19 protein-coding genes, 1 pseudogene and 2 riboswitches are annotated in these 24,975 nt (G+C 76.3%); of the genes and pseudogenes, 8 read left to right on the top strand and 12 right to left on the bottom strand.

Annotated features, from left to right (window positions below; genetic code table 11):
* Positions 1-66: 66 nt before the first annotated feature.
* The 4 genes from cobC to C892_RS0125950 all read right to left on the bottom strand — a co-directional run bounded on the left by cobC (position 67) and on the right by C892_RS0125950 (position 3,333).
* Positions 67-1,110, bottom strand: coding sequence for an Rv2231c family histidinol phosphate aminotransferase CobC (gene cobC / locus C892_RS0125965; RefSeq protein ID WP_017559603.1), 1,044 nt, complete (start codon positions 1,108-1,110; stop codon positions 67-69).
* Between the two features lie 442 nt (positions 1,111-1,552).
* Positions 1,553-2,461, bottom strand: a complete 909-nt coding sequence (locus tag C892_RS0125960) for a sirohydrochlorin chelatase (protein WP_017541463.1) — start codon at positions 2,459-2,461, stop codon at positions 1,553-1,555.
* A gap of 42 nt (positions 2,462-2,503) precedes the next feature.
* Positions 2,504-3,124, bottom strand: coding sequence for a precorrin-8X methylmutase (locus C892_RS0125955; RefSeq protein WP_017559602.1), 621 nt, complete (start codon positions 3,122-3,124; stop codon positions 2,504-2,506).
* Positions 3,121-3,333 (bottom strand): ferredoxin family protein, encoded by a 213-nt coding sequence (locus C892_RS0125950; RefSeq protein WP_017541461.1) that lies wholly within the window; start codon positions 3,331-3,333, stop codon positions 3,121-3,123. Before C892_RS0125950 ends, C892_RS0125955 begins: the two co-directional genes overlap by 4 nt.
* A 159-nt stretch (positions 3,334-3,492) precedes the next feature.
* Positions 3,493-3,734: riboswitch (cobalamin riboswitch) on the top strand.
* A 32-nt stretch (positions 3,735-3,766) separates the two neighbouring features.
* On the opposite strand from C892_RS0125950, the gene C892_RS0125945 reads away from it, so the two are divergent.
* The 4 genes from C892_RS0125945 to C892_RS0125930 are packed head-to-tail and all read left to right on the top strand — an operon-like array spanning position 3,767 to position 6,489.
* On the top strand, positions 3,767-4,486 hold the full coding sequence (locus C892_RS0125945; RefSeq protein WP_026124644.1) for an energy-coupling factor ABC transporter permease: 720 nt from the start codon (positions 3,767-3,769) through the stop codon (positions 4,484-4,486).
* Positions 4,483-4,863 carry an energy-coupling factor ABC transporter substrate-binding protein gene (locus C892_RS0125940; RefSeq protein ID WP_017559600.1) on the top strand — a complete coding sequence of 127 codons (381 nt, stop codon included), beginning with the start codon at positions 4,483-4,485 and terminating at the stop codon, positions 4,861-4,863. Before C892_RS0125945 ends, C892_RS0125940 begins: the two co-directional genes overlap by 4 nt.
* 16 nt (positions 4,864-4,879) lie before the next feature.
* Positions 4,880-5,626 (top strand): cobalt ECF transporter T component CbiQ, encoded by a 747-nt coding sequence (cbiQ, locus tag C892_RS0125935; RefSeq protein ID WP_017559599.1) that lies wholly within the window; start codon positions 4,880-4,882, stop codon positions 5,624-5,626.
* Entirely contained in the window at positions 5,623-6,489 is an 867-nt protein-coding gene (locus tag C892_RS0125930) for an energy-coupling factor ABC transporter ATP-binding protein (protein WP_017559598.1), read from the top strand. The genes cbiQ and C892_RS0125930 overlap by 4 nt, the downstream gene beginning before the upstream one ends.
* 1,881 nt (positions 6,490-8,370) lie before the next feature.
* Here C892_RS0125930 and cobJ read toward each other — a convergent pair.
* The 5 genes from cobJ to cobI all read right to left on the bottom strand — a co-directional run bounded on the left by cobJ (position 8,371) and on the right by cobI (position 14,752).
* The gene (cobJ, locus tag C892_RS0125925) at positions 8,371-10,134 is read right to left on the bottom strand and encodes a precorrin-3B C(17)-methyltransferase (RefSeq protein WP_017559597.1); all 1,764 of its coding nucleotides are present in this window, start codon (positions 10,132-10,134) and stop codon (positions 8,371-8,373) included.
* Between the two features lie 45 nt (positions 10,135-10,179).
* Positions 10,180-11,499, bottom strand: coding sequence for a precorrin-6y C5,15-methyltransferase (decarboxylating) subunit CbiE (cbiE, locus tag C892_RS0125920; RefSeq protein WP_017559596.1), 1,320 nt, complete (start codon positions 11,497-11,499; stop codon positions 10,180-10,182).
* Complete coding sequence (locus C892_RS0125915; protein ID WP_017559595.1) at positions 11,496-12,800, bottom strand: cobalt-precorrin-5B (C(1))-methyltransferase; 1,305 nt, start codon at positions 12,798-12,800, stop codon at positions 11,496-11,498. Before C892_RS0125915 ends, cbiE begins: the two co-directional genes overlap by 4 nt.
* 336 nt (positions 12,801-13,136) lie before the next feature.
* Entirely contained in the window at positions 13,137-14,006 is an 870-nt protein-coding gene (gene cobM, locus C892_RS0125910; RefSeq protein WP_017559594.1) for a precorrin-4 C(11)-methyltransferase, read from the bottom strand.
* Positions 14,006-14,752 carry a precorrin-2 C(20)-methyltransferase gene (gene cobI, locus C892_RS0125905; RefSeq protein ID WP_017539063.1) on the bottom strand — a complete coding sequence of 249 codons (747 nt, stop codon included), beginning with the start codon at positions 14,750-14,752 and terminating at the stop codon, positions 14,006-14,008. Before cobI ends, cobM begins: the two co-directional genes overlap by 1 nt.
* A gap of 222 nt (positions 14,753-14,974) precedes the next feature.
* On the opposite strand from cobI, the gene C892_RS0125900 reads away from it, so the two are divergent.
* Both C892_RS0125900 and C892_RS0125895 read left to right on the top strand, forming a co-directional pair.
* A complete protein-coding gene (locus tag C892_RS0125900) occupies positions 14,975-16,357 on the top strand; it encodes a cobyrinic acid a,c-diamide synthase CobB (protein ID WP_017559593.1) in 1,383 nt (460 codons plus the stop codon).
* Positions 16,354-16,935: a GNAT family N-acetyltransferase gene (locus C892_RS0125895; protein WP_017559592.1), complete on the top strand. Its 582-nt coding sequence runs from the start codon at positions 16,354-16,356 to the stop codon at positions 16,933-16,935. Before C892_RS0125900 ends, C892_RS0125895 begins: the two co-directional genes overlap by 4 nt.
* 632 nt (positions 16,936-17,567) lie before the next feature.
* On the opposite strand, the pseudogene cobO reads toward C892_RS0125895, so the two are convergent.
* A pseudogene (gene cobO / locus C892_RS0125890) lies at positions 17,568-18,173 on the bottom strand (cob(I)yrinic acid a,c-diamide adenosyltransferase); the annotation flags it as partial.
* Positions 18,174-18,239: 66 nt separating this feature from the next.
* Positions 18,240-20,384: a putative cobaltochelatase gene (locus tag C892_RS0125885; RefSeq protein ID WP_017559591.1), complete on the bottom strand. Its 2,145-nt coding sequence runs from the start codon at positions 20,382-20,384 to the stop codon at positions 18,240-18,242.
* A 56-nt stretch (positions 20,385-20,440) separates the two neighbouring features.
* A riboswitch (cobalamin riboswitch) is annotated at positions 20,441-20,571 on the bottom strand.
* Between the two features lie 177 nt (positions 20,572-20,748).
* On the opposite strand from C892_RS0125885, the gene C892_RS0125880 reads away from it, so the two are divergent.
* Positions 20,749-21,768 (top strand): LLM class F420-dependent oxidoreductase, encoded by a 1,020-nt coding sequence (locus C892_RS0125880; RefSeq protein WP_017559590.1) that lies wholly within the window; start codon positions 20,749-20,751, stop codon positions 21,766-21,768.
* 190 nt (positions 21,769-21,958) lie between these two features.
* Here C892_RS0125880 and C892_RS0125875 read toward each other — a convergent pair whose 3' ends face one another.
* On the bottom strand, positions 21,959-22,228 hold the full coding sequence (locus tag C892_RS0125875) for a DUF6504 family protein (protein WP_017559589.1): 270 nt from the start codon (positions 22,226-22,228) through the stop codon (positions 21,959-21,961).
* A gap of 199 nt (positions 22,229-22,427) precedes the next feature.
* Between C892_RS0125875 and C892_RS0125870 the strand changes: the two genes are divergently transcribed.
* On the top strand, positions 22,428-24,605 hold the full coding sequence (locus tag C892_RS0125870; RefSeq protein ID WP_017559588.1) for a serine/threonine-protein kinase: 2,178 nt from the start codon (positions 22,428-22,430) through the stop codon (positions 24,603-24,605).
* The last annotated feature ends 370 nt before the right edge of the window (positions 24,606-24,975 follow it).

Raw genomic sequence — 24,975 nt, 5'->3', positions numbered from 1 at the left:
GCGGTGCCGGACCGGCGACGCGCCTCCGCCGTTCCGGACACTCCGCGACCAATGTCCTCATTCGGCTCAGAGCAACTCTGCCAGAATCCGGGCCATCGGGAGCGAGGTCCGCGGTTCCCGCACGGCGATGCGCAGCCAGTCGGCGTCCAGGCCCGGGAAGGTGTCGCAGCGCCGGACGGCGATCCCGCGCTCGCGCAGCCGCTCCCGCAGCCCCGCCCCGTCCTCGGCGCGGACCAGCAGGAAGGAGGCCGCGGCACCGGGCAGCACGTGCACGCCGGCGCCGGTGAGCGCCTCGGCGAACATCGCGCGGTGCTCGGTCAGCTCGCGGGCCCAGGCCTCGGCCTCGGCCAGCGCCCGGGTCGAGCAGCAGGCCTCGGTGGCGGCCAGGGCCGGGGTGGAGACCGACCACAGCGGCTGGGCCCCGCCCAGCAGGCGCACCGTGGCGGGGTCGGACAGCAGGTAGCCGGCGCGCAGTCCGGCCAGGCCCCAGGTCTTGGTCAGGCTGCGCACCACGACCAGGCCGGGCAGGTCGCGGCGGCCGGCCAGGGATTCGGGTTCGCCCGGCACGCAGTCGGCGAAGGCCTCGTCCACGACGAGCACCCGGCCGGGGCGGGCCAGGGCGGCGACGGTGCGCGCGGGGTGCAGCAGGGAGGTGGGGTTGGTGGGGTTGCCCAGGACCACCAGGTCGGCGTCGTCGGGGACCCGTGCGGGGTCGAGGGCGAAGCCCTCGGCGGGGTCGAGGACGACCCGGTCGACGGGGTGCCCGGCGGCGCGCAGCGCGGCCTCGGGCTCGGTGAACTGGGGGTGGACCACGGCGGCCCGGCGGGGCTTCAGGGCCCGGGCCAGCAGCACGAAGGCCTCGGCGGCCCCGGCGGTGAGCAGCACCTCTGCGGGGTCGCGGCGGTGCCTGCGGGCGACGGCCTCGCGGGCGGGGTCCGGATCGGGGTAGGCCGCCAGGCCGGTGAGGGAGGCGGCGATGCGCTCGGCCAGCCAGGCGGGCGGGGCCCCGCTCCGCACGTTCACCGCGAAATCGGCGAGTCCGGGGCCGGTCTCGGCGTCACCGTGGTGCCGAAGATCGACCTCGCCGCCGTGTCGGGCGTCCACCGCCACCGGGGCTGTTCACCTCATTCCCCTGTTCACACCATCCCCGGGAGAAACCGGGGTGTTCCGGACACATCAGGCGACCCTATACCGGCGCCCCGTCGGCGGAGGCAGTGGCCCCGACGCTCATGCCCCGGCACCTCGTGCACCCCGGCCTCATCCTGCTCATCGTGCCCGGCGGAAAGCCTCTCCTACCCGGGGCACGGCCTCCCACGGCCGAAGGTCCCACGGTCGGAGCCGTACCCTGCCACGCCGCGGCACACCTCCGCGGCGGCCGGGCGGGACACGCCTCCGCCCCGGGTCCGGCCTCAGCGGCCCCGCCGTCCCCTGAGCGGGACGGGCACGGTCCTGCCCACCGGCAGTGCTCCCCGCAGAGAAGCAACGAGCCGCGCCCGGCGAGTACCGGGCGCGGCTCAAGAGAGCGGGACGGGGTCCTCCCCGTCAGGACCGCTCAGTGACCGTGGCCATGGCCGTGTCCGTGACCGTGCCCATGCGAGGGGTCGTCCGGGTGGTGGTGCGGGACCTGGGGCGCCCCTACCTTTTCCTCGAAGCCCGGCATCGCGATCCGGTAGACGCACGTGTCGCAGTTCATCCGGATGTCGCCCTGCAGCGCCTCCTCATAGCGCTCGGCGATCATGTCGGCCAGCCCGTCGCAGTCCCCGATCACCGGCGCGCAGCGCACGTCCAGGTCCGGGTTCTCCTGCGCGTACTCCATCGACTGGTCCACGACGCGGTCCGGCAGCACCCCCGAGAACAGGAAGTACGGCAGCACCACGATGCGCTTGGCCCCCAGGCGCCGGATGCGGTCCAGCCCCTCGGGCACGCTCGGCCAGGCCAGCGAGATGAACGCCGGCTCCACGAACGCCACCCCGCGCGCCTTGGCCTGCCCCTCCTGGAGCAGCCGCGCGACCTTGCACACCTCGGAGTTGGCGTCCGGGTCGGTGGAGCCGCGCCCCACCAGCAGCACCGCCGTCTCCTCGTCGGCGCCGCCCTCCCCCAGCACGTCGTCCAGGCGCTCGCCGAGCAGCCGCAGCATCGTGCTGTGCGGGCCCAGGGGCCGTCCGTAGACGTACTCCAGACCGTCGTGGCGCTCCTGCTCCCGGGACAGCGCGCCGGGGATGTCGCCCTTGGCGTGCCCCGCCGCGACCAGCATCATCGGCACCGCCACCACCCGGCGGTGCCCCTTGGCGTACAGGTCGCCGACCGCGTCGGTCAGCGGCGGCGGGGACAGCTCGATGAACCCGCCCGCGACCTCACGGTCGTCGAAGCGGCGGCCCAAGCGCTCCACGAACGCCTTGAACTCGGCGACGCCCTTGTCGTCGCGGGTGCCGTGGCCGGCCAACAGCAGCGGGGGTCTCATCCCTGTCCTCTCCAAGCTCCAAGCTCGCGGCCCGCGCGCGTCTCACGCCGGGCCGTCCTCCTCGCGCCCCTCGTACAGCAGCGCGTTCAGTGCGGCTGCGGCCACCGCCGAGCCGCCCTTCTCCGACACGTTGCTGACCTGCGGAAGACCGCTGGCACGCAGCGCCTCCTTGGACTCCGCGGCGCCGACGAACCCCACCGGAAGCCCGATGACCAGCGCCGGGTCCAGCCCGCGGGCGCCCAGCGCGATCAGCTCCTCCAGGGCCGTGGGGGCGCACCCCACCACCCACACCGCACCCGGCCCGACCTGCTCGAAGGCCAGTCGGACGGCGGCGGCCGAACGGGTCAGCCCCTCCTCGCGGGCCAGCCGGGCGGCCTGCGGGTCGGTGATCCGGCACACGCACTCGCGCGCCGTGATGCCCGAGGCGACCATCGCCACGTCCGCCACCACCGGGGCGCCGGCCGCCAGCGCGGCGGCCGCCCTGCGCACGGCGGCGTCGTCGATCGCCAGGTCCTCGGCGTAGTCCAGGTCGGCGCTGGCGTGGATGACCCGCTCGGCCACCGCGCGGCTGAGCCGGGGCAGGTGCCCCAGGTCGATGCGGGAGCGCAGGATCCGGTAGGACTCCTCCTCGATCGGGTGGACGGTCCGGGGCGTCCTGGTCACCTGCTCTCCTCACCTTCGGTCAGTCGCACGATCGCGTCGGCCGGGCAGACCTCGACGCACTCCAGGCAGCCCGTGCACCGGTCCGCGAGGATGTCCAGGGGCCGCCCGTGGGGGCGGATCGCGTGCTCGGGGCAGGTCAGCAGGCACGCCCCGCAGCCCGTGCAGTCCCAGGTCACGGCGACGGGGGCGGGGCCGGTGGCCTCGTGCACTGGCCGTCCCCCTCATGTCGCCTCGTCCTCGGGCCGCGCCGGGACAGAGTACACGGGCACCGGTCGGAGCCCGCCCGACCGGGGGTGCGCTCCACCCCGAAAAGCCGTGCCCGCGGGGCCTCCGGACCCGTGCCCGGCCTTCTCGCGACCGACCCGCCATTGCGAACCGTGTGCGATCGCCGTACGGTCGAAGAGCCGTGGTGATCGGGAAGTCCGGTGCGAATCCGGCGCGGCCCTCGCCACTGTGAACGGGTAGCCCTCCGCCCCACCGTCCGTCCCCCGCGGACGGCGGCGCAGGCCACTGAGGCGTGCTCCGGAACCCACCGGAGCCCGTCGCGGGAAGGCCGGCGGTGAGGCGGCGACCCGCGAGCCAGGAGACCGGCCACGGCGCACGACGTCCGTCCACGAGGTGCTGGAAGCGGGTCTTCTCACCATGCATATCGCCGAAGGGTTTTTACCCCCGGTGCACGCGGCGGCCTGGACGGCCGCCGCCGCGCCCTTCGTCGTCCACGGCGTGGCCTCCCTCACACGCGCGGTCCGCGCCGACCCCGACGCCAAGCTGCTGCTCGGCGCGTCCGGGGCGTTCTGTTTCGTCCTGTCGGCACTGAAGATCCCCTCGGTGACCGGCAGCTGCTCGCACCCCACCGGGGTCGGGCTGGGGGCGGTGCTGTTCCGTCCCCCGGTGATGGCCGCGCTCGGCACCATCACCCTTCTGTTCCAGGCGCTGCTGCTCGCCCACGGCGGCCTGACCACCCTCGGGGCCAACGTGTTCTCGATGGCCGTGGTGGGCCCGTGGGTGGGGTACGCGGCCTACCGGGCGGTGCAGGCGCTGACCTCGCGCATGTCCGAGCAGGCCTCACTGGGCGCCGGGGTGTTCGCGGCGGCGTTCGCCGCCAGCCTGAGCACCTACACGGTCACCAGCCTCCAGCTGGCCCTGGCCTTCCCCGACGCCGCAGGCGGTGTCGGGGGCGCGTTCGTGAAGTTCGCGTCCATCTTCTCCATCACCCAGGTCCCGCTGTCGGTCATCGAAGGGCTGGTCACGGTGGTGATCGTGCGACTGCTGACGACCGTGGGGCGGGACCAGCTGCTGCGGCTGGGCGTGCTGCGCGGCTCCGGCCCGGCGCAGCCGGCGACGAGCGGGGAGGCGGTATGAGCACCGAGACCGAGGGGCGCGCCCGCCCCCGTGCCTGGGCGACCTGGGCCCTGGTGGCGGTCGCCGCCGCCCTGGCGGCCCTGCCGCTGCTGATCGGCGCCGGGTCGCACCTGGAGGAGCCCTTCGCCGGGGCCGACGGGCAGGCCGAGGAGACGATCCAGGAGATCGCCCCCTCCTACGAGCCGTGGTTCTCACCCCTGTACGAGGCCCCGTCCGGGGAGATCGAGTCCGGACTGTTCGCGCTGCAGGCGGCGGTCGGCGCCGGGATCATCGGCTACGCCCTCGGGGTGCTGCGCACCCGCCGCCGGACGGGCCCGGCCCCGGAGCCGGCCGACCCGGGCGGCGGGGACGACCGCGCCCCGGCCGCCGGCTCCTGATCGGAGGGGCGGCGCGGTGCTCACCATCGACGCCGAGGCCTACCGGAGCCCGTGGCGCACCGTCCACCCGGCCGTCAAAGGCGTGCTCTTCGGCGGCCTGCTGGTGTGCGCCCTGGTCCTGCCCGCCTGGCCCGGCGCCGCGCTGGCCGGGGCGGTCGCCCTCGCGTTCGGCCTCGGGCCGGCGCGGGTGCCGCCCCGGCGCCTGCTGCGCACGGCCGCCGCGCCGCTGGCGTTCATCGCCACCGGCGCGGTGACGCTGCTGGTGACCGTGGGCGGGCCGGAGGCCCCGGTGGCCTGGGACCCGCAGGGCGCGGGGCGGGCCGCCGAGATCGTCGGCCGCGCCTCGGCCGCCCTGGTGTGCCAGCTGCTGTTCGCGTTCACCACCCCGCTGGCCGAGGTGCTGCCCCGGCTCACCCGGATCGGGCTGCCCCCGGCGCTGGTGGAGGTGGTGGCTCTGATCTACCGGATGCTGTTCGTGGCGCTGGACACCGCCCGCAGGATCGGGTCGGCGCAGGCGGGCCGCCTCGGCTATGCGAACCGGCGCAACCAGGTGCGCTCGCTCGGGGCGCTGGGCGCGGCGCTGTTCGTGCGCTCCTACGACCGGGCCGCCCGCCTGCAGCGCGGGCTGGAGTGCCGGGGCTACACCGGGGCGCTGACGGTGCTGGTCGACCAGGCCCCGCTGCGGGCCGCACCGGTGGCCGCGGCCGCCGTGCCCGCGGTCCTGGTGGCCGCCGTGACCCTGAGCAGAGGAGTGTGGACATGACGGCCCCGGCCCCCGCCTCCACCGGCACCGCGCCGGTCCTGGCCGTGCGCGACCTGGAGTTCGGATACGCGGACGCCCCGCCGGTCTTCCGCGGTCTGGAGCTGGATGTGCCCACGGGCGGCGTGCTCGCGGTGCTGGGCCCCAACGGCGGAGGCAAGACGACGCTGCTGCGGCTGCTGGCCGGCAGCCTCCGCCCGCGGCGGGGGCGGGTGCTGGTGGACGGCGACCCGGTGCGGCCGGGCCGCCGCGGCCTGGCCGAGCTTCGCCGCCGGGTGCAGCTGGTCTTCCAGGACCCCGACGACCAGCTGTTCTCGGCCAGTGTCCGCCAGGACGTGTCCTTCGGCCCGATGAACCAGGGGCTGGAGCCCGCCGAAGCGGCCGAGCGGGTCGACGGCGCGCTGGCTGCGCTCGGCCTGGACGGGCTGGCCGACCGGCCGGTGCACCTGCTCTCCTACGGCCAGCGCAAGCGGGCGGCGCTGGCCGGGGCGCTGGCGATGCGGCCCTCGGTGCTGGTGCTGGACGAGCCCACGGCGGGGCTGGACCCGATGGGGGTCGAGGCGATGCTCGACACCCTGGACGGGCTGCGCGCCGACGGAGCGACGCTGGTGGTCTCCACGCACGACGTCGACCTGGCCTACCGCTGGGCCGAGCGGGTGGCCCTCATCGACCACGGGCTGCTGGCGGAGGGGCCGGCCCGCGAAATCCTGGCCGACCACGACCTGTTGTCGGCGGCCCGCCTGCGCTCGGCCTGGGGCCCGGCGGTGGAGCGGACCCTGCGCCGGTCGGGTCTGCTCCCCGACGGCGAGGACCCCCCGGCGACCCCGGAGGCCCTGGCCGCCCTGCTCAAGCACGCCCGTACCTGAGGAGCCCTGGCCCGGACCCTGATCCTGGCTCTGGGCCTGGGCCTGGGCCTGGCCCTGGGCCAGGGAACGGGGCGGAGAACGGGGCGGGTCCGGGGGCGCCTACCACCGAGACGCGGCCGACCGCCGGCATCGCGCCGGTCCAAGTGATCGGCGGCGACGGGGCGGCCCGGTGCCCCACTCCGGCCTGCTTGCCGGGCGGCGGGTCGTCGGGGCGCCAGGGGAAGGGCGGCGACGAAGAGGAGGGGCGGTTCCCTGGGGCCTCCGGTCAGCCGTCGGGCCTCTCGCGGTCCGGGGACAGCGGCGACGACGGCACGGCCGGTGCCCCGCTCACGCCTGCCGGCCGGGCGCCGGGTCGCCGGGGTGTCAGGGGAAGGGCGGCGACGAAGAGGAGGGGCGGTTCCCCGGCGCCGGCGGTCGGCTGCCGGGTGGCCCGCCGCCTGGGAGGTCCCTCCCATTTTCGCGTTCCGGGCATACCGGGCGTGCGAGGCGCTGCTCGGGTATCGAGAGTGGAGATACCGCCACGCAATGTGCAATCGGGTGGCAATGTCACCACTCACGATGGGAAACGGCCCCTCCGGGCCGGTCTCCGGCGGGCACGGGCCGCCGGGCGTCCCGTTCGTCCGGATCGCACGGGGGTGCGGGCCTCGTGCGCGCCTCGAGTGCCGCCCGGGACCGGGCGGGTGTACGGCGGCGGCCAGACCAGAACCGGATTCGGTGCCCGAGACCCCTTCTACCGGCACCCCGGCCCCGTTTACGGCACCCCCGGTCACTCCGGGTAGCCGGAGGCGGGTCGGCGGCGGCCCGAGACCCGGGGCGGGCGGGCGCCCCGCCCCTGCTCCTCCGCCCGCCCCCTCTCGACAGGCGGACAATCGGGGGCATTGCGGGCACCGTGGAACCGAACCCCGTTCTGGTCTGGCCGGGATCGCGCCCGGGAGCCGCCGTGGGGCGTCGATCGGCGCGCTTCGACCCTCCCTGAGTCGTGACGGCGCGTATTCACCCAGGTCAGAAGGGGGTGCTGGTCGAAGGGGGCGCCCGGCGCGGGCCGGGCGGGGCGCTGCGGGCGCGGGCCGGCGACACCCGGCCCCACCGCGCCCTGCCCGGACCGAGAGAGGCCCGACGACCGACCGGAGGCCTCGGGGAACCGCCCCTCCTCTTCGTCGCTGCCCATCTCCCTGGCACCCCGGCGGCCCGCCGCCCGGCCAGCAGGCGTGAGCGGGGCACCGGCCGGGCCGTCGTTGCCATCGTCCCGGACCACGAGGGGCCCCGCGGCCGACAGCGAAGACCGGGGAACCGCCCCGCTTCGTCGTCGCCGCCCATCTCCCTCGCGCCCCGGCGGCCCGTCTCCCGGCCGGGGGCCGTGAGCGGGGCACCGGCCGTACCGTCGCCGCTGCTCACTGCCGGTACACCGGAGAGGCCAGGCGGCCGACCGGCAACACCGGGGAACCGCCCCACCTTCTCGTCGCCGCCATCCCCCCTGGCACCCCGGCGGCCCGGTGCCGGCCAGCAGGCGTGAGCGGGGCACCGGCCGCGCCGTCGCCGCCATCTGCCCGGACCACCGGCGGCCCGGCGACCGAGCCTCGGCGCCTGGGAACCGCCGCGCCCATTCGTCGCCGCCCTCCCCCTGGCACCCCGGCGGCCCGCCACCCGGCAAGCAGGCCGGAGCGGGGCACCGGCCGCGCCGTCGCCGCCTATCCCCTGCACCTAAGGGCGCTGCCAGCCGACGAGCAGGCCGCTTTGAGTCGAGACGTGTCCACCGCTCGAAAGGGAACCGTCCCCGGCCGTCGGCCACGCACGGCGTCCGCCCGCTTCTTCCCGTGGTCGTCTCCCGGCGGGGCCCGCCGGGAGACGACCACGGACCGTTCCTGCACCGTCGCCCGGTGCTCAGTCCTCGGACGCCCCGCGCCAGGTGTAGCCGCGCGGGGTCACGAACCGTCCCGCGACGTCCCTGGAGGCCGAGCTGCCGACCAGGACCACGGTGAACATGTCCACCTGGTCGACCTCCCCGTCGAGCATCGCGCGCAGCGTCGTCAGGACCGTCCGCTCACTCTCCCGGGTCGCGTTGTGCACGTACCCCACGGGCGTGTCCTCGGGCCGGTGCTCGGCCAGCATCTCCAGCGCCCTGGTCAGCTGCCAGTCCCGCTTCTTCGACCGCGGGTTGTAGAAGCAGACGGTGAAGTCGCCCTCGGCGGCGGCGCGCACCCGCCGCTCGATCGCCTCCCACGGGGTGTGCAGGTTCGACAGGGAGATGTAAGCGTGGTCGTGCCCCAGCGGCGCCCCGAGCAGGTTCGACGCCGCCACCGCCGCCGTGATCCCCGGGACGCCGACCACCTCGATGTCGGCCCCCGCGAAGTCCAGCGCCGGGCTCGCCATGGCGTACACCCCCGCGTCGCCGGACCCGATCAGCGCGACCGCCGCCCCGGCCTGCGCCTCGCGCACCGCCGTGCGGGCCCGCTCCTCCTCCTGGCCCAGCCCGCTGGAGACCACCCGGGTGCCCGGCCGCAGCAGGTCCCGCACCTGGTCCAGGTACTGGTCGAGTCCCACGACCACCGAGGCCCGGCGCAGCTCCTCCGCGGCGCGCGGAGCCGTCAGGTCGCGGGCCCCCGGCCCCAGCCCGATCACGGCCAGCCGCCCCCGGAACGCCGCCCGGGCCACCGCCGCGGTGGCGTTGGCGGTCTTGGACTTGGCCGCCACCAGCTCCGGGGCGCCGCCGACCGCGCCCGCCGCGTGCAGCGCCGCCGCCTCGGCCACGCTCGGCGTGCCGACCTCGGCGCGCACCTTCTCGCTCGGGTTGGGCACCTCCACGGCGGCCAGCTCCTCGGCGGGGAAGGTGAGCACCTCCCACCCGCGCTCGCGTGCGGCGCGCAGGATGCCCTCCTCGTCGGCCTTCACGTCGACGGTGGCCACCGCACGCACCGACGCCGGGGAGAGCCACTGCTCGGCCAGCACCCGGTCGATGAGCTCCCCGACCTCCTCGGCGGAGACGCCGCGCGCCGAGCCGACCCCCACCACCAGCGACGGCGGCCGGTAGGTGAGGGTGGGCAGGCCGTAGGAGGCGCACTCATGGCACAGCTCGGTGCGATCCGTGACCCGGATCACCGCCGCCGCCTCGGACGAGGGCACCTGCGGCGACACGTTCTCCGGCAGAGGCGGCAGCGGGAGCCCTTCGGCGCCCTCCAGGCGCACCGGGTCCCCCGAGAGCACGGCGGTGCCGACGGAGGCCAGCGGGCCCCGTTCGGCGATGCGCAGCCCCAGGTCGGCGCCGTAGGAATCGAGGGAGACGGCCGAGACCGCGTCGCTGGCGGTGGTGACCACCGGACGGGTGCCGAGCACCGAGGAGACGCGGGTCGCCAGGGTGTTCGCCCCGTAGTGGCCGCCGAGGACGGCGACGGCGTGCTCCAGCCCCTCGTCGACGCAGACCACCGCCGGGTCGGTGGTCTTTCCGCCGAGCAGCGGGGCCAGCACCCGGACGGTGGCTCCGACGGCGAGCATGCTCACCACCGCCCCGCACTCGGCGAAGGCGGTGCGCAGGGCGTCGGCCGGCCGCTCGGCCTCGACGATGCGCACCTCATCGGGCCAGGCCTGGGCCAGGCTCTCGGCGGCCACCCGGCCGCGTGCGGTGACGGCGATGACGCCGATGTCGCTCATGTCCACCTTTCCGGAGGGGGTCGGGGAATCAGGATCGGGGTGCGGTCAGGGGCCGGAGGCCGCAGAGCCGTCCGGGGCCGCGGTCCCCCACAGCAGTGTCACCGGGTTGGCGGCGGCCAGCCGCAGCGACCCGTTGGGCAGCGGGGCCAGGCGGGAGGCCTGGAGCTGGGTCCCCCCGACGTCGTACCCCGCGTCACAGAGCAGTGCGTGCACGGTCCCGACCCGGTCGACCGAAGCCAGGGCCGCCACCGCGCGCGCGGGGCGGAAGCGGCGCAGGGCCTCGGCGGCCACGCGGTCGTCGCCCCCTCCGAGGAACACCGCGTCCGGGGCGGGGACCCCGTCGTCGCCGGGGGCGCCGGGGAAGGCCTCGGGGAGGCGGCCGTGGCGGACGTCCACGTGCACGCCGTGCTCACGAGCGTTGGCCCGGATGCGCGCACAGTCCTCGCCGCTCTGCTCGAAGGCGACGGCGTGCGCGCCGAAGCGGGCGCACTCGACGGCCACCGATCCGCTGCACGCGCCCACGTCCCAGACCACGGTGCCGGGCCGGGGGGCCAGGCGGGCCAGGGCCAGGGCGCGCACCTCGGGCTTGGTGACCATGGAGGCACGGTGCTCGAAGGCGTCCTCGGGCAGCGCCCACCCGTCGGGGGCGCCCTGGTGGCCGGGCATCCACGCCATGGACGGGGCGACCGCGCGGGCGGGGTCGACCGACAGCACGACGTTGGGGTGCGCCCAGTCGGTGCGGTCGGCGTCGTCCGCTCCCGCCTCGACCACCGACTCCTCGGGGGTCTCCAGCCGCTGGGCCACGTAGACCGTGCGGCCGGCCCGCAGCAGGGGGCCGACGAAGGCCTCGGGGCCGGCGCCGCCGGGGGCGGTGAGCACGGCGGCCTTGGGGTGGGCGAGCGCGGCGGCCAGAGCGCGCTCTGCGGAGCGGCCCGATTCGGCGCGGCCGTGCGCCGAGACCACGACGGCGTCGTCCCACGGCAGTCCGGCGCGGGCGAAGGCCGCGGCCACGGAGGAGACGGCGGGGTGCACCCGGGGGGTCAGGCCGCGCTCGCGCAGGGCACGGACGATCCCGAAGAAGCCGGGGTCGCCGGAGGCCAGGACGGCGGCGGGCTCGCTCGAGGCGGCGATCCGGTCGAGGACGGGGTCGAGCCGCCCGAGCTTGACCAGCTCGGTCCCGGAGGGGACGAGGTCGGCGACGGCGTCCAGGTGGCGTGCGGCCCCGGCGACGGTCCGCGCGGTCCACAGCGCCCGCCGGGCCTCGGCGGGGAGCCGGCGCCCGTCCATGCCGATGACGGTGATGCCGGGCCCGGCGGCGGATTCCGCCGTCCGCCGGGCGGCCCCGGCGACGGTCCGCACGCTCACTGCCCCTCCTCCCGGGGCGGGTAGGCGGCCATGATGCGCTTGCCGGTGAAGTCGACCATGGCCACCTCGGCCTCCATCGCCCCTTCGGTGAAGCGGGACAGCACATCGGCGACCCTGTGGCACAGGACGTCCCCGGCGGTGCGCAGGAGCCCGGCCTCCTCCCACAGCTCGTAGGCGTGGCGGCCGGTGTTCGCGACGTCCACCCGGGCGGCCAGCTCCTCTCCCCCGCCGACCTCGCGGGTGATGTCGCCCAGCAGCCGCGTCGACACCTTCGACCGGGTGTAGTGGGTCATCAGCACCCCGGCGGCCAGCTTGGTCAGCTTGCCCGCCATGCCGACGAAGACCACCTTCGACAGCCCGTACCCGGCCGCGCGCCGCAGCGCGGCGCCGGTGAAGTCGCCCACCTCGACGAAGCACACCTCGGGCAGGTGCGGCAGCATCTGCATGGCGCCCTTCTCGGTGCGCCCGCCGGTGCACAGCACCAGGGTGTCCTCGCCCTGGGCCGCCATCACCGACACCGCCTGCTCCACGCTCGCCCGCCAGGACGCGGTGGAGAACGGGCGCACGATGCCGGTGGTGCCCAGGATCGAGATGCCGCCGATGATCCCCAGCTTGGCGTTGGTCGTCTTGCGCGCCATCCGCTCGCCGTCGGGGACGCTGATCACCACGGTCAGCTCCTGGCCGTCGGCGTCGGCGGCCTCGCGCACCGCCTCGCCGATCATCTGCCGGGGCACCGGGTTGATCGCCGCCTCGCCCGGCTCCAGCCCCAGCCCGGGCCGGGTGACCACGCCGACGCCGATCCCGCCGTCCAGCCGCAGCCCGCTGCCGGGGGCGCGGGTCACGGTGGCGGTGATGTGCGCCCCGTGCGTCACGTCCGGATCGTCCCCGGCGTCCTTGACCACGACCGCCTCGGCCCGGTCGGCGGAGAGCAGCGCGCACCGCTCGGTGGCGAAGGTCACCCGCCGCCCGGAGGGCAGGCCGATCTCCACGACCTCGACCGGCTCCCCGGTCGCCAGCGCCTGCGCGGCGGCCTTGGCGGCCGCCGACGCGCACGCACCGGTGGTCCAGCCGGTGCGCAGGGCCTTCTGCCGGACCTTCGCGGTGCGCGGCAGGTCGGGTTCGCGCAGTTCGGGTGCTGCGGCCCCGGGGTCGGCGGCGTCCGGTCCGGAGCCCGGACCGCCCCCGGCCCCGGCCCCGGTCCCGGCGTCGGTCCCGGTCCCGGTCCCGGTGTCGGCGGTCCGGGCATCGCCGCCGCGCCCGGGGCGGGTGCCGCTCGTGCGCTCAGGCTCGTCCGTACTCACCGTGGACGCCCTCCTGCGGTCGCCTCTGGTCTGCCGGCACCCGTGCCGGGGCCGGCGTTCGGCCGGCGGGGCGCCCCATGGCCGCCCTCGTCCGGTCCTCGTGCCCGCACTCACGAATGTGAGCGGTCCGGGGGAGCATCCGCCCCGCGGCCGGCGGGAGCGGGCCGGGGCGTCCCCCTTGCGTGGTTCCCGTGCTTCGGCGGGGGACCGCGGTCGCCACGTCGTGCGGCCGGGTCCGAGGACCGCTCCCGCGCCGCGCCGCCGCGCGCGGGCCGCCCGCTCCACCGCGGGGTCCGGCGGCCGCCGGACCCCGTGCGCCTCCGGCCGCGCCGGAGGTCACGACCCCGCCCGCGACGCGCGCAGGGCGCGGCGGGCGTCGCGGTCGGCACGGCGGTAACCGTGGAAGTGGCCCGGGTGGTACAGGTGCGAGCGGGTGCCGCCCGCGTTCAGCGCCGGGCCGACCAGCACCAGGGTGTGCTTCCACAGCCGGTGCTCCTTGATCGTGGCCTCCAGCTCGCCCAGGGTGCACCGCGCGATCAGCTCGTCCGGCCAGGTCGCCTGGTAGGCCACCACGCACGGGGTGTCCTCGGGGTAGCCGCCCTCCAGCAGCTCGGTCTGCAGCTGCCCCGAGCGCGCCGCCGAGAGGAACAGCGCCATGGTGGTGCCGTGGCGCGCGAACTCGCGCACCTCCTCGCCCTCGGGCATGGGGGTCTTGCCCCCGCCCAGGCGGGTCAGCACCACGGACTGGGCCACCTCGGGGATGGTCAGCTCGCGCCCGGCGATGGCGGCGACGGCGCTGAACGCCGGCACCCCGGGGATGATCTCGGTGTCCAGGCCCATCCGCTCGCACTGGTCGAACTGCTCCTGGACCGCGCCCCACAGCGACGGGTCGCCGGAGTGGATGCGGGCGACCTGCAGCCCCTCGCGCGCCGCCCGCTCGTAGTAGGGCATGACGCCCTCCATGGGCAGCTTCGCCGAGTCGACGATCTCCGCGCCCTCGGCGGCGTGCTCCAGCACGTCCTCGTGCACCAGGCTGGCGGCCCAGATGACGATGTCGGCCTCGGCGATGGCGCGGGCCGCGCGGAGGGTCAGCAGGTCGGCGGCGCCCGGCCCGGCCCCCACGAAGACCACCCTGCCCCGGGCCCCTCCGGGGGCCTCCGGTCCGGTGTCCGCGTCCGTTCCGGCGGTGCGCGCCGGGTCCTCCATCACAGCTTGCCTCCACGTCCGTTGCGGGGCGCCGGGGCGATCAGGGTCGACAGGTACGGCAGCTCGCACGCCCTGTCGCCGAGGTCGCCCACCGGCGCCACCTCCTCGTCGGGCAGTCCCAGCCGGGAACCGTACACGGCCTGGTCGTCGCGCCCCGAATCACGCAGCGCCTCGACGGTGTCGGCGGCGAACCGGCCGAACTTGTAGGCCACCACCGTCGCATCGCCGTCCAGCGCCTCCCGCAGCCGCTCCACTCCGCCGGTGACCGGCATCAGGGTGAGCGGCTCGGTCCCCTCCACCAGCACCCGCCCCGACCGGGCGGCCAGGTCCTGCATGGCGGTGATGCCGGGCAGGGTCTCGACCCGCGTGCGCGGGTCGCCCTCGCGCACCGTCTGCGCCAGGTAGGTGAAGGTGGAGTAGATGTTGGGGTCGCCGATGGTGGCGAAGGCGACCGTGCCCGCGCCGCGCTCGAAGCGGTCCAGCACCGTGCGGGCGGCCTCGTCCCAGGCGCGCACCCGGCGCTCGCTGCGGCCGCCGCGGTCGTTGAGGGCGAACACCACCCGCTCGATCCGGTCGGCGGGAACGTGCGCGCGCACCGTCGCCTCGGCCCGTCCCGGCTCGTCCGGCGCCATCACCGGCACCAGGACGACGTCGGCCTCGCGCATGCGCCGCACCGCCTTGACCGTCACCTGCTCGGGGTCTCCGGGGCCGACGCCGACCCCGACGAGCGTCCTGCTCGCGCCCATCCCACCGCTTTCTGCTCGGGTTCTGGCGGCCTGCGCCGCCTCCGTGTCCTGCGGTCCGGCCGCACCGCGGCGGGCCGGACCGCAGGACAGCGTATCGGTGCGGCCCGCGCGCGCCGTCGGCCGCCCTGCGCGTACCCTTGGCGGTCGCCGCCGGGGCCGGGTCCCGGGCGGCGCACGGTCGGCGGAGCGAGCAGGAGGGAGGCCCGGGTGGCGGTACCGCGTGTGGTGGTCGCGGCCCCCGCGTCGGGGAGCGGGAAGACCACGGTGGCCACAGGGCTGATGGCGGCGTTCGCCGCGCGGGGGGACCGGGTCTCCGGCCACAAGGTGGGCCCGGACTACATCGACCCCGGGTACCACGCGCTGGCCACGGGGCGGCCGCCGCGCAACCTGGACCCGGTGCTGTGCGGGGAGGGGCGGGTGGCCCCGCTGTTCCTGCACGGGTCGGCGGGCGCCGACATCGCCGTGGTGGAAGGGGTCATGGGGCTCTTCGACGGGGCCTCCCGGCCGCGGCACCACGCCGGCGCGGGCGACTTCGCCTCGACGGCGCACGTGGCCGGGCTGCTGCGGGCGCCGGTGGTGCTGGTGGTGGACGCCGCCCGCGCCTCCCGCTCGGTGGCGGCGCTGGTGCACGGGTTCTGCACCTACGACACCCGGGTGCGGGTCGGCGGCGTGATCCTCAACCGGGTCGGCTCCGACCGGCACGAGGAGCTGCTGCGCACGGCCATGGAGGACGCCGGGGTGCCGGTGCTGGGGGCGCTGCGCCGGCACGACTCGGTGGAGACGCCCGCCCGCCACCTGGGGCTGATCCCGGCGGCCGAGCGGGCCGCGGAGGCGTCCGAGGCGGTGCGGGCGCTGGGGAGCCTGGTCGCCGACTCCTGCGACCTGGACGCGGTGGCGGCGCTGGCGCGCACCGCCGGCCCGCTGGACGGCCCGGCGTGGAGCCCCGCGGACGAGGCGGCGGCGCTGGACGCGGTCCCGGGCACCGGTCCGGCCCCCGTGGTGGCCGCGGCCGGCGGGGAGGCGTTCACCTTCGCCTACACCGAGAACACCGAGCTGCTGCGGGCGGGCGGCGCCGAGGTGCGCACGGTCGACCCGCTGCGGGACGAGAGGCTCCCGGAGGGGACGGCGGGGCTCGTCGTGGGCGGCGGGTTCCCCGAGATGCACGCCGAGCGGCTGTCGGCCAACGCGCCGCTGCGCGGGCGTGTGGCCTCCTTCGCCGCCGCCGGGGGCCCACTGGCCGCCGAGTGCGCGGGGCTGCTGTACCTGTCGGAGAGCCTGGACGGGGCGCCCATGTGCGGGGTGCTCCCGGCCAAGGCCCGGATGACCGGGCGGCTGACGCTGGGCTACCGGGAGGCGGTCGCGGTCGGCGACTCGGTGCTGGCCGCGGCGGGCACCCGGGTGCACGGGCACGAGTTCCACCGGACGGCGGTGGACCCGGCCCACGGGTCCGCGCCCGCCTGGCAGTGGAGCCCCGACGCCCCGGAGGGGTTCGGCGGGGCGACGATGTGCGCGTCCTACCTGCACCTGCACTGGGCCGGCGCGCCGGGTATCGCCGCCCGCTTCCTGGAGGCGGCACGCACCCACGCGGAGAGGGGGCGCTCGTGAGCACGGGCGGTGCGGGGACCGAGCGGATGCCCATGGTGGTCTTGGAGACCGAGCGGCTGGTCCTGCGGGCGTTCACCGAGGCCGACGTGGACGGCGTGCTGGAGGCGGCATCGGCTCCGTCCACCCAGGAGTGGGTCCCGATGCCCGCGCCGGGGGTGCCCTACACCCGGGACGAGGCGGAGAAGTGGTGCACGGTCACCGCCCCGGCGCTGCGGGCCTCGGGCGACGGGCAGCAGTGGGCGGCCTGCGACGCCGCGACGGGGCGGTTCGTGGGGGCGATCGGCCTGCTGCGGACGCTGTGGAAGGCGCGCACGACCGAGGTCGGGTACTGGTTCTCCCCCTGGGCCCGCGGCCGGGGCATGGCGACCGAGGCGGTGCTGGCGGTGAGCCGGTGGGCCATCGCCGACCAGGGCTTCGAACGGGTGGAACTGAAGGCGGCCACGGGGAACCGGGCATCGAGGAGGGTGGCCGAGAAGACGGGCTTCACGTTCGAGGGCATCGAACGCAACGCCATGCCCCTCCACGGGGGCCGGACCGACCTGGCGGTGTACAGCCTGATCCCGTCCGACCTGGTCTGAAGGGGGCGACCGCTGATCGCTCGCCCTCCTTCCTTGTTGATCTCGGGAAAGTCGGGGTAATACTCGCCGGTATTACCCCGACTTTCCCGAGATCAACAAGGTGTCGATGCGGGCGGCCAGCGGCTGACAGGCCCGGGCCCCACCCCCCTTCGTCGCTGCCCGCACGCGGGACCGCTGCCGGCCTGGCGCCCGGCAGGCCGCCGAGGGGCGCGGTACCTGCTGCTCCGTCGCCGCTCTCGTCCGCGACCGTCCGCACGCCCGGTACCCGGCGGCGCTGCCCGGACATCCGCGGCCCTCGTCCTCGTCGCCGTCCCCTTGCACTCCGCCGGCCCGACACCCGGCCGACAGGCGTGAGCGGGGGACCCTGGGCTGCGGTCGGTCCGACGGACGGCGACGGTCGGGAAGAAGCACAAACATCGCCGCCCGCCGGGCGCGGCGAACCGAGCGCGCGCCCGGCCAGGCGGCCGAAGGCCGACCGGGGGCCGGAACCACCGCAGCCGGGCAGGGTGCACCGGTGCACCGGACGCGCTCCCTGCGGTGCGCATTCACCTTCCCGGGGCTCACGGTTCGTAGGTGGCCGGGGCCGTCCCGGAGGCGTCTCCGGCGTCTTCAGTGCCTCCGGGACGGCGGGGTCACCACTCGATGCCGCGCTGGCCCTTCTGGCCGTTGTCCATCGGGTGCTTGACCTTGGTCATCTCCGTCACCAGGTCCGCCGCCTCCAGCAGGCGCGGGTCGGCGTCGCGGCCGGTGATCACCACGTGCTGGGTCCCGGGCCGGTTGCGCAGGGTCTCGACGACGTCCTCAGGGTCCACCCACCCCCACTTCATCGGGTAGGTGAACTCGTCCAGCACGTACATCCGGTAGGTCTCGGCCGCCAGGTCGCGCTTGATCTGGGCCCAGCCCTCGGCGGCGTCGGCGGCGTGGTCCTGCTCGCTGCCCGGGCGCTGGATCCAGGACCACCCCTCGCCCATCTTGTTCCAGGTGACCGCGCCGCCCTCGCCGGTGGCCCCCAGCACCTGCAGCGCCTTCTCCTCCCCGATGCGCCACTTGGCCGACTTCACGAACTGGAACACGCCGATGTCCCACCCCTGCGCCCACGCGCGGGTGGCCAGCCCGAAGGCCGCCGTCGACTTGCCCTTGCCCGGCCCGGTGTGCACGACCACCAGCGGCCGGTGCCGCCGCTGCCGCGTGGTCAGCCCGTCGTCGGGGACGTAGTTGGGTTTGCCCTGAGGCATGTGCTCTTCCTGCTTTCTGTTCCGATGCCCGGTGGTGGGTGCGGGGTCGAGGCCGGTCTCGGGCCGCCCTCAGGCGACGCGGCCGCGTGTGCCGCGCACCAGCCCGGTGAGGGCCTCGGCCCCCAGCTCCTCCAGGCGGACCGCCTCGCCTCCGGCCTGGGCCGCCAGCCGCTCGGCCAGCCCCAGGCGGACCGGCCCCGACTCGCAGTCCACGACCACCGTCTGCACGTCCTGGGCGCCGATCCACGCCGCCGCCCGCAGTGCGTCGTCGAGGCCGCCGTGGGTGGCGCGCCCGTCGGTGACGAGCACCAGCAGCGGCCGGCGGCGCGCGTCGCGCAGCCGCTCCACGCGCAGCACGTCCGCCGCCTGCAGCAGCCCCGCCGCCAGCGGGGTGCGCCCCCCGGTGCGCAGGTCGTGCAGCCGCCGTGCCCCCGCCTCCACCGAAGAGGTGGGCGGCAGCTCCACCCGGCCCTCACGGCCGCGGAAGGTCACCAGCCCGACCTTGTCACGCCGCTGGTAGGCGTCCAGGAGCAGGCTCAGCACCGCCCCCTTGACCGCCCGCATGCGCTGCCGCGCCGCCATCGACCCGCTGGCGTCCACGCAGAACAGCACCAGGTTGCCCTCCCGGCCCTCGCGCACCGCCTCGCGCAGGTCGCCGCGGCGCAGGACCAGGCCGGCACCGGTGCGCCCGCGCGCCCGCTGGTGCGGTGCGGCCGCGCGCAGCGTCGCGCTCAGGTGCAGCGGCCCGCGGCCCTCGCCGGGCCGGCGGGCGCCGGAGGCGCGGCCGAACGGGGTCTCCGCCCGCGAGCGGCGGCCGGGCGCGCCCGCGCCGATCCCCTTGACGCTGAACAGCCGGGGACGGAAGGTCTCGCCGGCCTCGGAGGACTGCTCGCCTCCGGCGCCGGCGCGCTTCCGCTGCTCGTTCTCCCCGTCCTCCCCGTCCGGCCGCTCCTGCGGCCGGCCGGGAGGGGGGTCGGCGGGCGCCTCGCCCTCCTGCGCGGACTCCTCGGGGCCGCCGTCGCGGCCGTCGTCGTCCTCACGGGCCTCGCCGGCCTCGGGCGCCGGGCCCTGCCCGCCGCCGTCACCGCCGTTCCCGTCACCGCCGTCGTCGCCGTCACCGCCGTCGCCGCCCTGTCCGCCGCCGTCTGGACTCCCCGGGCCGTCCGGGTCGTCCTCAGAGCCTTTTGGGTCCTGCTCACCCGCCTCCTGCAGGGCGTCGGAGAGCCGGTCCTCGTCCAGGCCCGGAGCGTCGAAGGGGTCGCGGCGCCGGCGGTGCGGCAGCGACAGCCGGGCGGCGTCGCGCACGTCGTCGGAGGTGACCTCGGTGCGGTCCCGCCAGGCGGCCAGCGCCATCGCGGCGCGCGCGGTCACGATGTCCGCACGCAGCCCGTCCACCTCGAAGGCCGCGCACACGGCGGTGACCTGGCGCAGCGCCGCGTCGGTGAGCACCACGCCGGGCAGCCGCTTGCGGGCCGCGCGGATCCGCTCGGCCAGCTCGCGCTCCTCGTGCTGGAAGCCCGCCGCGAACCCGGCGGGGTCGGTCTCGAAGGCCAGGCGGCGGCGCACCACCTCGGCCCGCTCGGCCGGGTCGCGGGTGGCGGCGACCTCCACGGTCAGCCCGAAGCGGTCCAGCAGCTGCGGCCGCAGCTCCCCCTCCTCGGGGTTCATGGTGCCGACCAGGATGAACCGGGCGGCGTGCCGCACCGAGACGCCCTCGCGCTCGACGTGGCAGGTGCCCATGGCGGCCGCGTCCAGCATGAGGTCGACCAGGTGGTCGTGGAGCAGGTTCACCTCGTCCACATACAGAACCCCGCGGTGCGCGGCGGCGAGCAGGCCGGGCTCGAAGGCGGTCACGCCCTCGGTGAGGGCGCGCTCGATGTCGAGGGAGCCGACGAGCCGGTCCTCGCTGGCGCCCACCGGCAGCTCCACCAGCCGGGCCGGGCGGTCTTCGGGGACCGCGCCGGCGGGGTGCGGGCCGTCCGGGCACTCGGGGTCGGGGGCGTCGGGGTCGCAGCCGAACCGGCACCCGGCCACCGCCTGCTGGTCGGGCAGCAGCGTGGCCAGTGCGCGCACCGCGGTCGACTTTGCGGTGCCCTTCTCGCCGCGGACCAGGACCCCGCCGACCGCCGGGGAGACCGCGTTGACGAGCAGGGCAAGTTTCAGGTCGTCCATGCCGACGACCGCGCTGAAGGGATAGCGAGCGGTAGCGCTCACGCGGGTCAGTCCTTCCTCGGGAGTCCACGCCCATAGGGGTCGGTCGCGGCGCCGTGCAGTGTCCTGGCTCCCGGATCGGCGCTCGCCCGCCGCCTTCCCGCCGCACACATCGGCGGTGGCGTCCTCCCGCGGGTCCGCTCCCCGGTCACAGTGGCGGGTCCGCCCCGGCTTCACACCGGCGTTCCTGCCTCGGCACCGCCCTACACAGTCTCATACGGCGTGTTCCGGGCCGTTTCCGGCCAGGGGTCGAACCGGCGCCCGGCCCGCCCCGGCCGCCCCGGACGGCGCCCTCCGGCACAGGCCCTTCCCCCCGAAATGGAACGCGTTCTACCATGCAGGCCACCCGACCCCCTGGGGAGGCGCCGTGGCCGCGGACATGAGGATCGGGCTCGCCCTCGGCTACTGGGGGGCCGAAGGCGACGACGCCTCCGCCACCGTGCGCACCGCCGAGGCGCTCGGGTACGACTCGGTGTGGACCGCCGAGGCCTACGGCTCCGACGCCTTCACCCCGCTCGCCTGGTACGGCGCGCAGACCCGGCGGATCGGTCTGGGGACCGCCGTCGCACAGATCTCCGCCCGCACCCCCACCGCCACCGCGATGCACGCCCTGACCCTCGACCACCTCTCCGGCGGGCGCCTGCGCCTGGGCATCGGCGTCTCCGGACCTCAGGTCGTGGAGGGCTGGTACGGCCGTCCCTTCCCCCGCCCCCTGGAGCGCACCCGCGAATACCTCGACATCATGCGCCAGGTCTGGCGCCGCGAGGGCCCCGTCGTCTCCGACGGGCCGCACTACCCCCTGCCGCTGCCCGGCGGCACCGGGCTCGGCAAGCCGCTCAAGCCCATCACCCGCCCGCTGCGCCCGCGCATCCCCGTCTACCTGGGCGCCGAGGGCCCACGCAACGTCGCCCTCGCCGCCGAGGCCGCCGACGGCTGGGCGCCCATGTTCTTCCACCCCGAGCGCAGCCCCGCCCTGTACGCCGACGCCCTGGCCGCCGCTCCCCCCGGCTTCGACATTGCCTGCACCGTCACCGTCGTTCCGGGCACCGACACCGCGGCCGCGCTGTACGCCGCCAAGGCGCCGCTGGCCTTCTACATCGGGGGCATGGGCGCCGCCCGCCGCAATTTCCACCTCCAGGTCTTCGTCCGCCTCGGCTTCGGCGACGCCGCCCGCAAGGTGCAGGAGCTGTTCCTGGCGGGCCGCCGCGGCGAGGCGGTGAGCGCCGTTCCCGACGAACTCGCCGACGCCCTGTGCCTGGTGGGCCCGCTCCCCCGGATCGCCGAGCGGCTGGAGGCCTGGCGCGGCACCCCCGTCACGACGCTGGTGGTGGCCGGCGTGCGCGACGAACCCACCCTGCGCGCCCTCCGGGACATGGTCCTGGGGTGAGCCCGCCCATCGACCGGAGCAGGGAGGGGCGTCACCCGCGGGGGCGCGCATTCCGTTCCGCCTCCGGCCGCCGAAGCGGATCGGCGACCGGACCGCGGGCGCCTCCCGCCGGCCCTGCCCATGCCGCGCACGCACTCGACGGGCCCCGCGCCCGAGGCCCCGGAGGGCAGCACCGGTGGGCCCCTGCGGATCAGTCCAGCACCCGCACCAGCGTCCAGGACCCCGCGACGACATCGTGCCGCAGCTCGTAGACGCCCAGCGAGCGGTCCGAGCCCGCCTCGACCCGCCAGTGGCGCCGCTGCGGCAGCCGCTCGCCCGCCTCCGCCGCCCACTCGGCCCGCAGGGTCACCCAGTGGTCGATCACCCGGCGCACGGTGTGGATCCGCCCGCTCCAGGTGAAGCGGACCGGCCGCCCCTCCTTCTCCACCACGTCGATCTGCGCGCCGTACACCCGGCTCATCGGCCTCCTCCCCTTCCGGCGCCGGCACCGCTGCGCCGACAGCACGACCAGAGCCTGCGGGGAAGGACAGGCTTCGAACACGTGTTCCCATCATAGCGGCGCCGGTCCGGCCGCGGGGACCGAAGCACCGATACCCGGGCGGTCGCGGCGTCGGTACGCTATGACGGCGAATCGCGACCCGCAAAGGAACTTCGGAACAGTGACGTCTAACGGGCACGACAGCGCCAGACCCCTGCGCACCGGCGACCCCCGCGAGCTCGGCGACTACACGGTCCTGGGCCGGCTGGGGCGCGGCGGCATGGGCACCGTCTACCTGGCCCGCACCGCACAGGGCCGACGGGTCGCGGTCAAACTCATCCACCCCGGCCTCGCCGACGACGAGGACTTCCGGCGGCGCTTCGGCCGGGAGGTGGAGTCGGCCCGCCGGGTGGCCCGGTTCTCCACCGCCGGCGTGCTCGACGCCCGCCTGGACGGCGAGCCGCTGTTCATCGTCTCCGAGTACGTGCCGGGCCCCAACCTGGCCGAGGCGATCGCCGCCGAGGGGCCGATGGTCGGCGGCACGCTGGACGGCCTGGCCATGGGCGTGGCCGCGGCGCTCACCGCGATCCACGGCGCCGGGGTGATCCACCGCGACCTCAAGCCGGCCAACGTGCTGCTGTCCTCGGTGGGCCCCAAGGTGATCGACTTCGGCATCGCCCGCGCCATGGAGGACGAGGGCGCGGTCACCCGCTCCAGCCAGCTCATGGGCACCCCCGCCTACCTGGCCCCCGAGCTCATCGCGGGCGACGACATCACGCCCGCCTCCGACATCTTCTCCTGGGGCTGCCTGGTCACCTTCGCCGGGACCGGCCGCGCCCCCTTCGACGCCCCCAGCGTCCCGGCGGTGCTGCACCAGATCTCCTCGATGGCCCCCGAGCTGGGCGACCTGGAGCCGCCGCTGCGGGACATGGTCGCGGCCGCCCTGTCCAAGGACCCGGCCGGCCGCCCGACCGCCCAGCAGCTCCTCAACCGCCTGGTCGGCAAGGAGGACCCCAGCGCCTCGGTGGTCGACCAGACGCTGGTGCGCTCCTGGACGCCGCCGTCTACCGCGCGCCCCACGCAGGCCGTGGCCGCACCGTCGGCGGAGGAGGACACCCCCACCGCCGACCTCCAGGCCCAGCCGACCGCCGCGCTCCCGCCGCAGGGGCCGAGCCCGCAGGGCCCGTCCCCGCAGGAGACCGCCGCGGCGCCGCCGACCGCGCCGTACGCGCCGCACCCCCCGTCCGGCCCGCAGCAGCCCGTGCCGGGCGTCCCGCACGGGGCCGTCCCCTCCGGGCCGCAGCAGCCGCCGTACGGGGCTCCCCCGCAGGCGTACGGCCCCGGCGCCCCCGCAGGCCCGGGTGCGCCTCCCGGTGCCGGCGGCCCGGGTGCGCCCTCGCCCCCGCACGGTGGGCCCGCGCCCTTCGCGGCGGCCGGTGTCGGCGGTCCGGGCGGTCCCGGAGGCCCCGGCGGACCGGGAGGACCGGGAGGACCGGGAGGACCGGGCACCCCGCCCGGCGGCCAGGTGCCGCCCGGCGGGCGCAAGCGGCGCTCCAAGCCCGTCATGGCCCTGATCGGCGGGGGCGCGGTGCTCGTGCTGCTCGCCGCCGGCGGGGCCGCCCTCTACCTGAACCGCGACCCGGCGTTCCCCGCCGAGGCCCGCAGCGTCTACCAGCAGGACTTCGACAGCGGCGAGACCTCGTGGACCGACAAGTACGACTACGAGTTCGAGGACGACTCGACCACCGGCCACACCGACCAGGCCTTCGCGATGCGCGCCGACGAGGACGAGCCGTGGGTGCGGGCCTACGCGCCGCTGGGCGACAAGCACCCGGTGCACATGGCGGCCTCGGCCGACCTGCGGTGGGACTCCGGCCCCGAGTACGCCGAGGCGGGGATGTACTGCTTCAGCTACGACGCCGACGAGGACCGCTACGACGAGGACTACCGCCAGTACGAGGTCATGCTCCGCAAGGACGGCAAGGAGCTGGTCATCCGGCGCAACGGCGGGTCCGAGGAGGGGCAGGGCACCCTGGCCGGCATCACCGAGGTCCCCGGGTACGAGTCGGGCGACGAGGCCGTCAACACCCTGCAGATCACCTGCGACCGCACCGTCGAGGAGGGCCAGGACCTCGAGGACGGCGTCGTGACCGTCCGCGCCTGGCTCAACGGCGAGTTCGTGGCCGAGGCCACCGACGAGCAGCCGATCCTGGGCCGCGGCACCGGCCTCCTGCTGACCCGCTCCGGCGGCAGCGGCGACGACGCGGTCGCCCTGTTCGACGACTACAAGCTGATGGAGACCGCCCCCGCCACGGAGGACGAGGAGCCCCAAGAGGACTCCGAATCGAGCGAGGGCTGATGCCCGGGGCCGCGGTTCCTCGAGGTCTTGGGCAGAGACCGGCCCCGGCCCCCTATGGCGTCATCGGTACGGGGCCGCCTCGTCCACTGCCGGAGGGGACGGTGACCCGCTCAGGCCGCCACCTCCGCGTCCGGCCGGGTCCCTGGCGTCACGACCCGGCGTATCGAATGGGCACGGTGTGCGCCCCATGCCCGCAGGCGGTGCGGCGAAACGGTCGCCCGCACCGGACCGGGCCCCGCCGACGGCACCGGCGCCCCGGCGTCCTCGTCCGTGGCCGGGCCCCGTAGCCCGCGCGCCCTCGTCCGTGCTCTTCACCCCCGACACGGCAGCGCCGCCCTGGCGTCACACACCGGCGGCCGCCGTGGCCTCC

It is taken from the genome of Nocardiopsis baichengensis YIM 90130, assembly GCF_000341205.1.
In the GTDB taxonomy this organism is placed as follows: domain Bacteria; phylum Actinomycetota; class Actinomycetes; order Streptosporangiales; family Streptosporangiaceae; genus Nocardiopsis_A; species Nocardiopsis_A halophila.
This window is presented reverse-complemented; position numbering and strand designations above follow the sequence as displayed.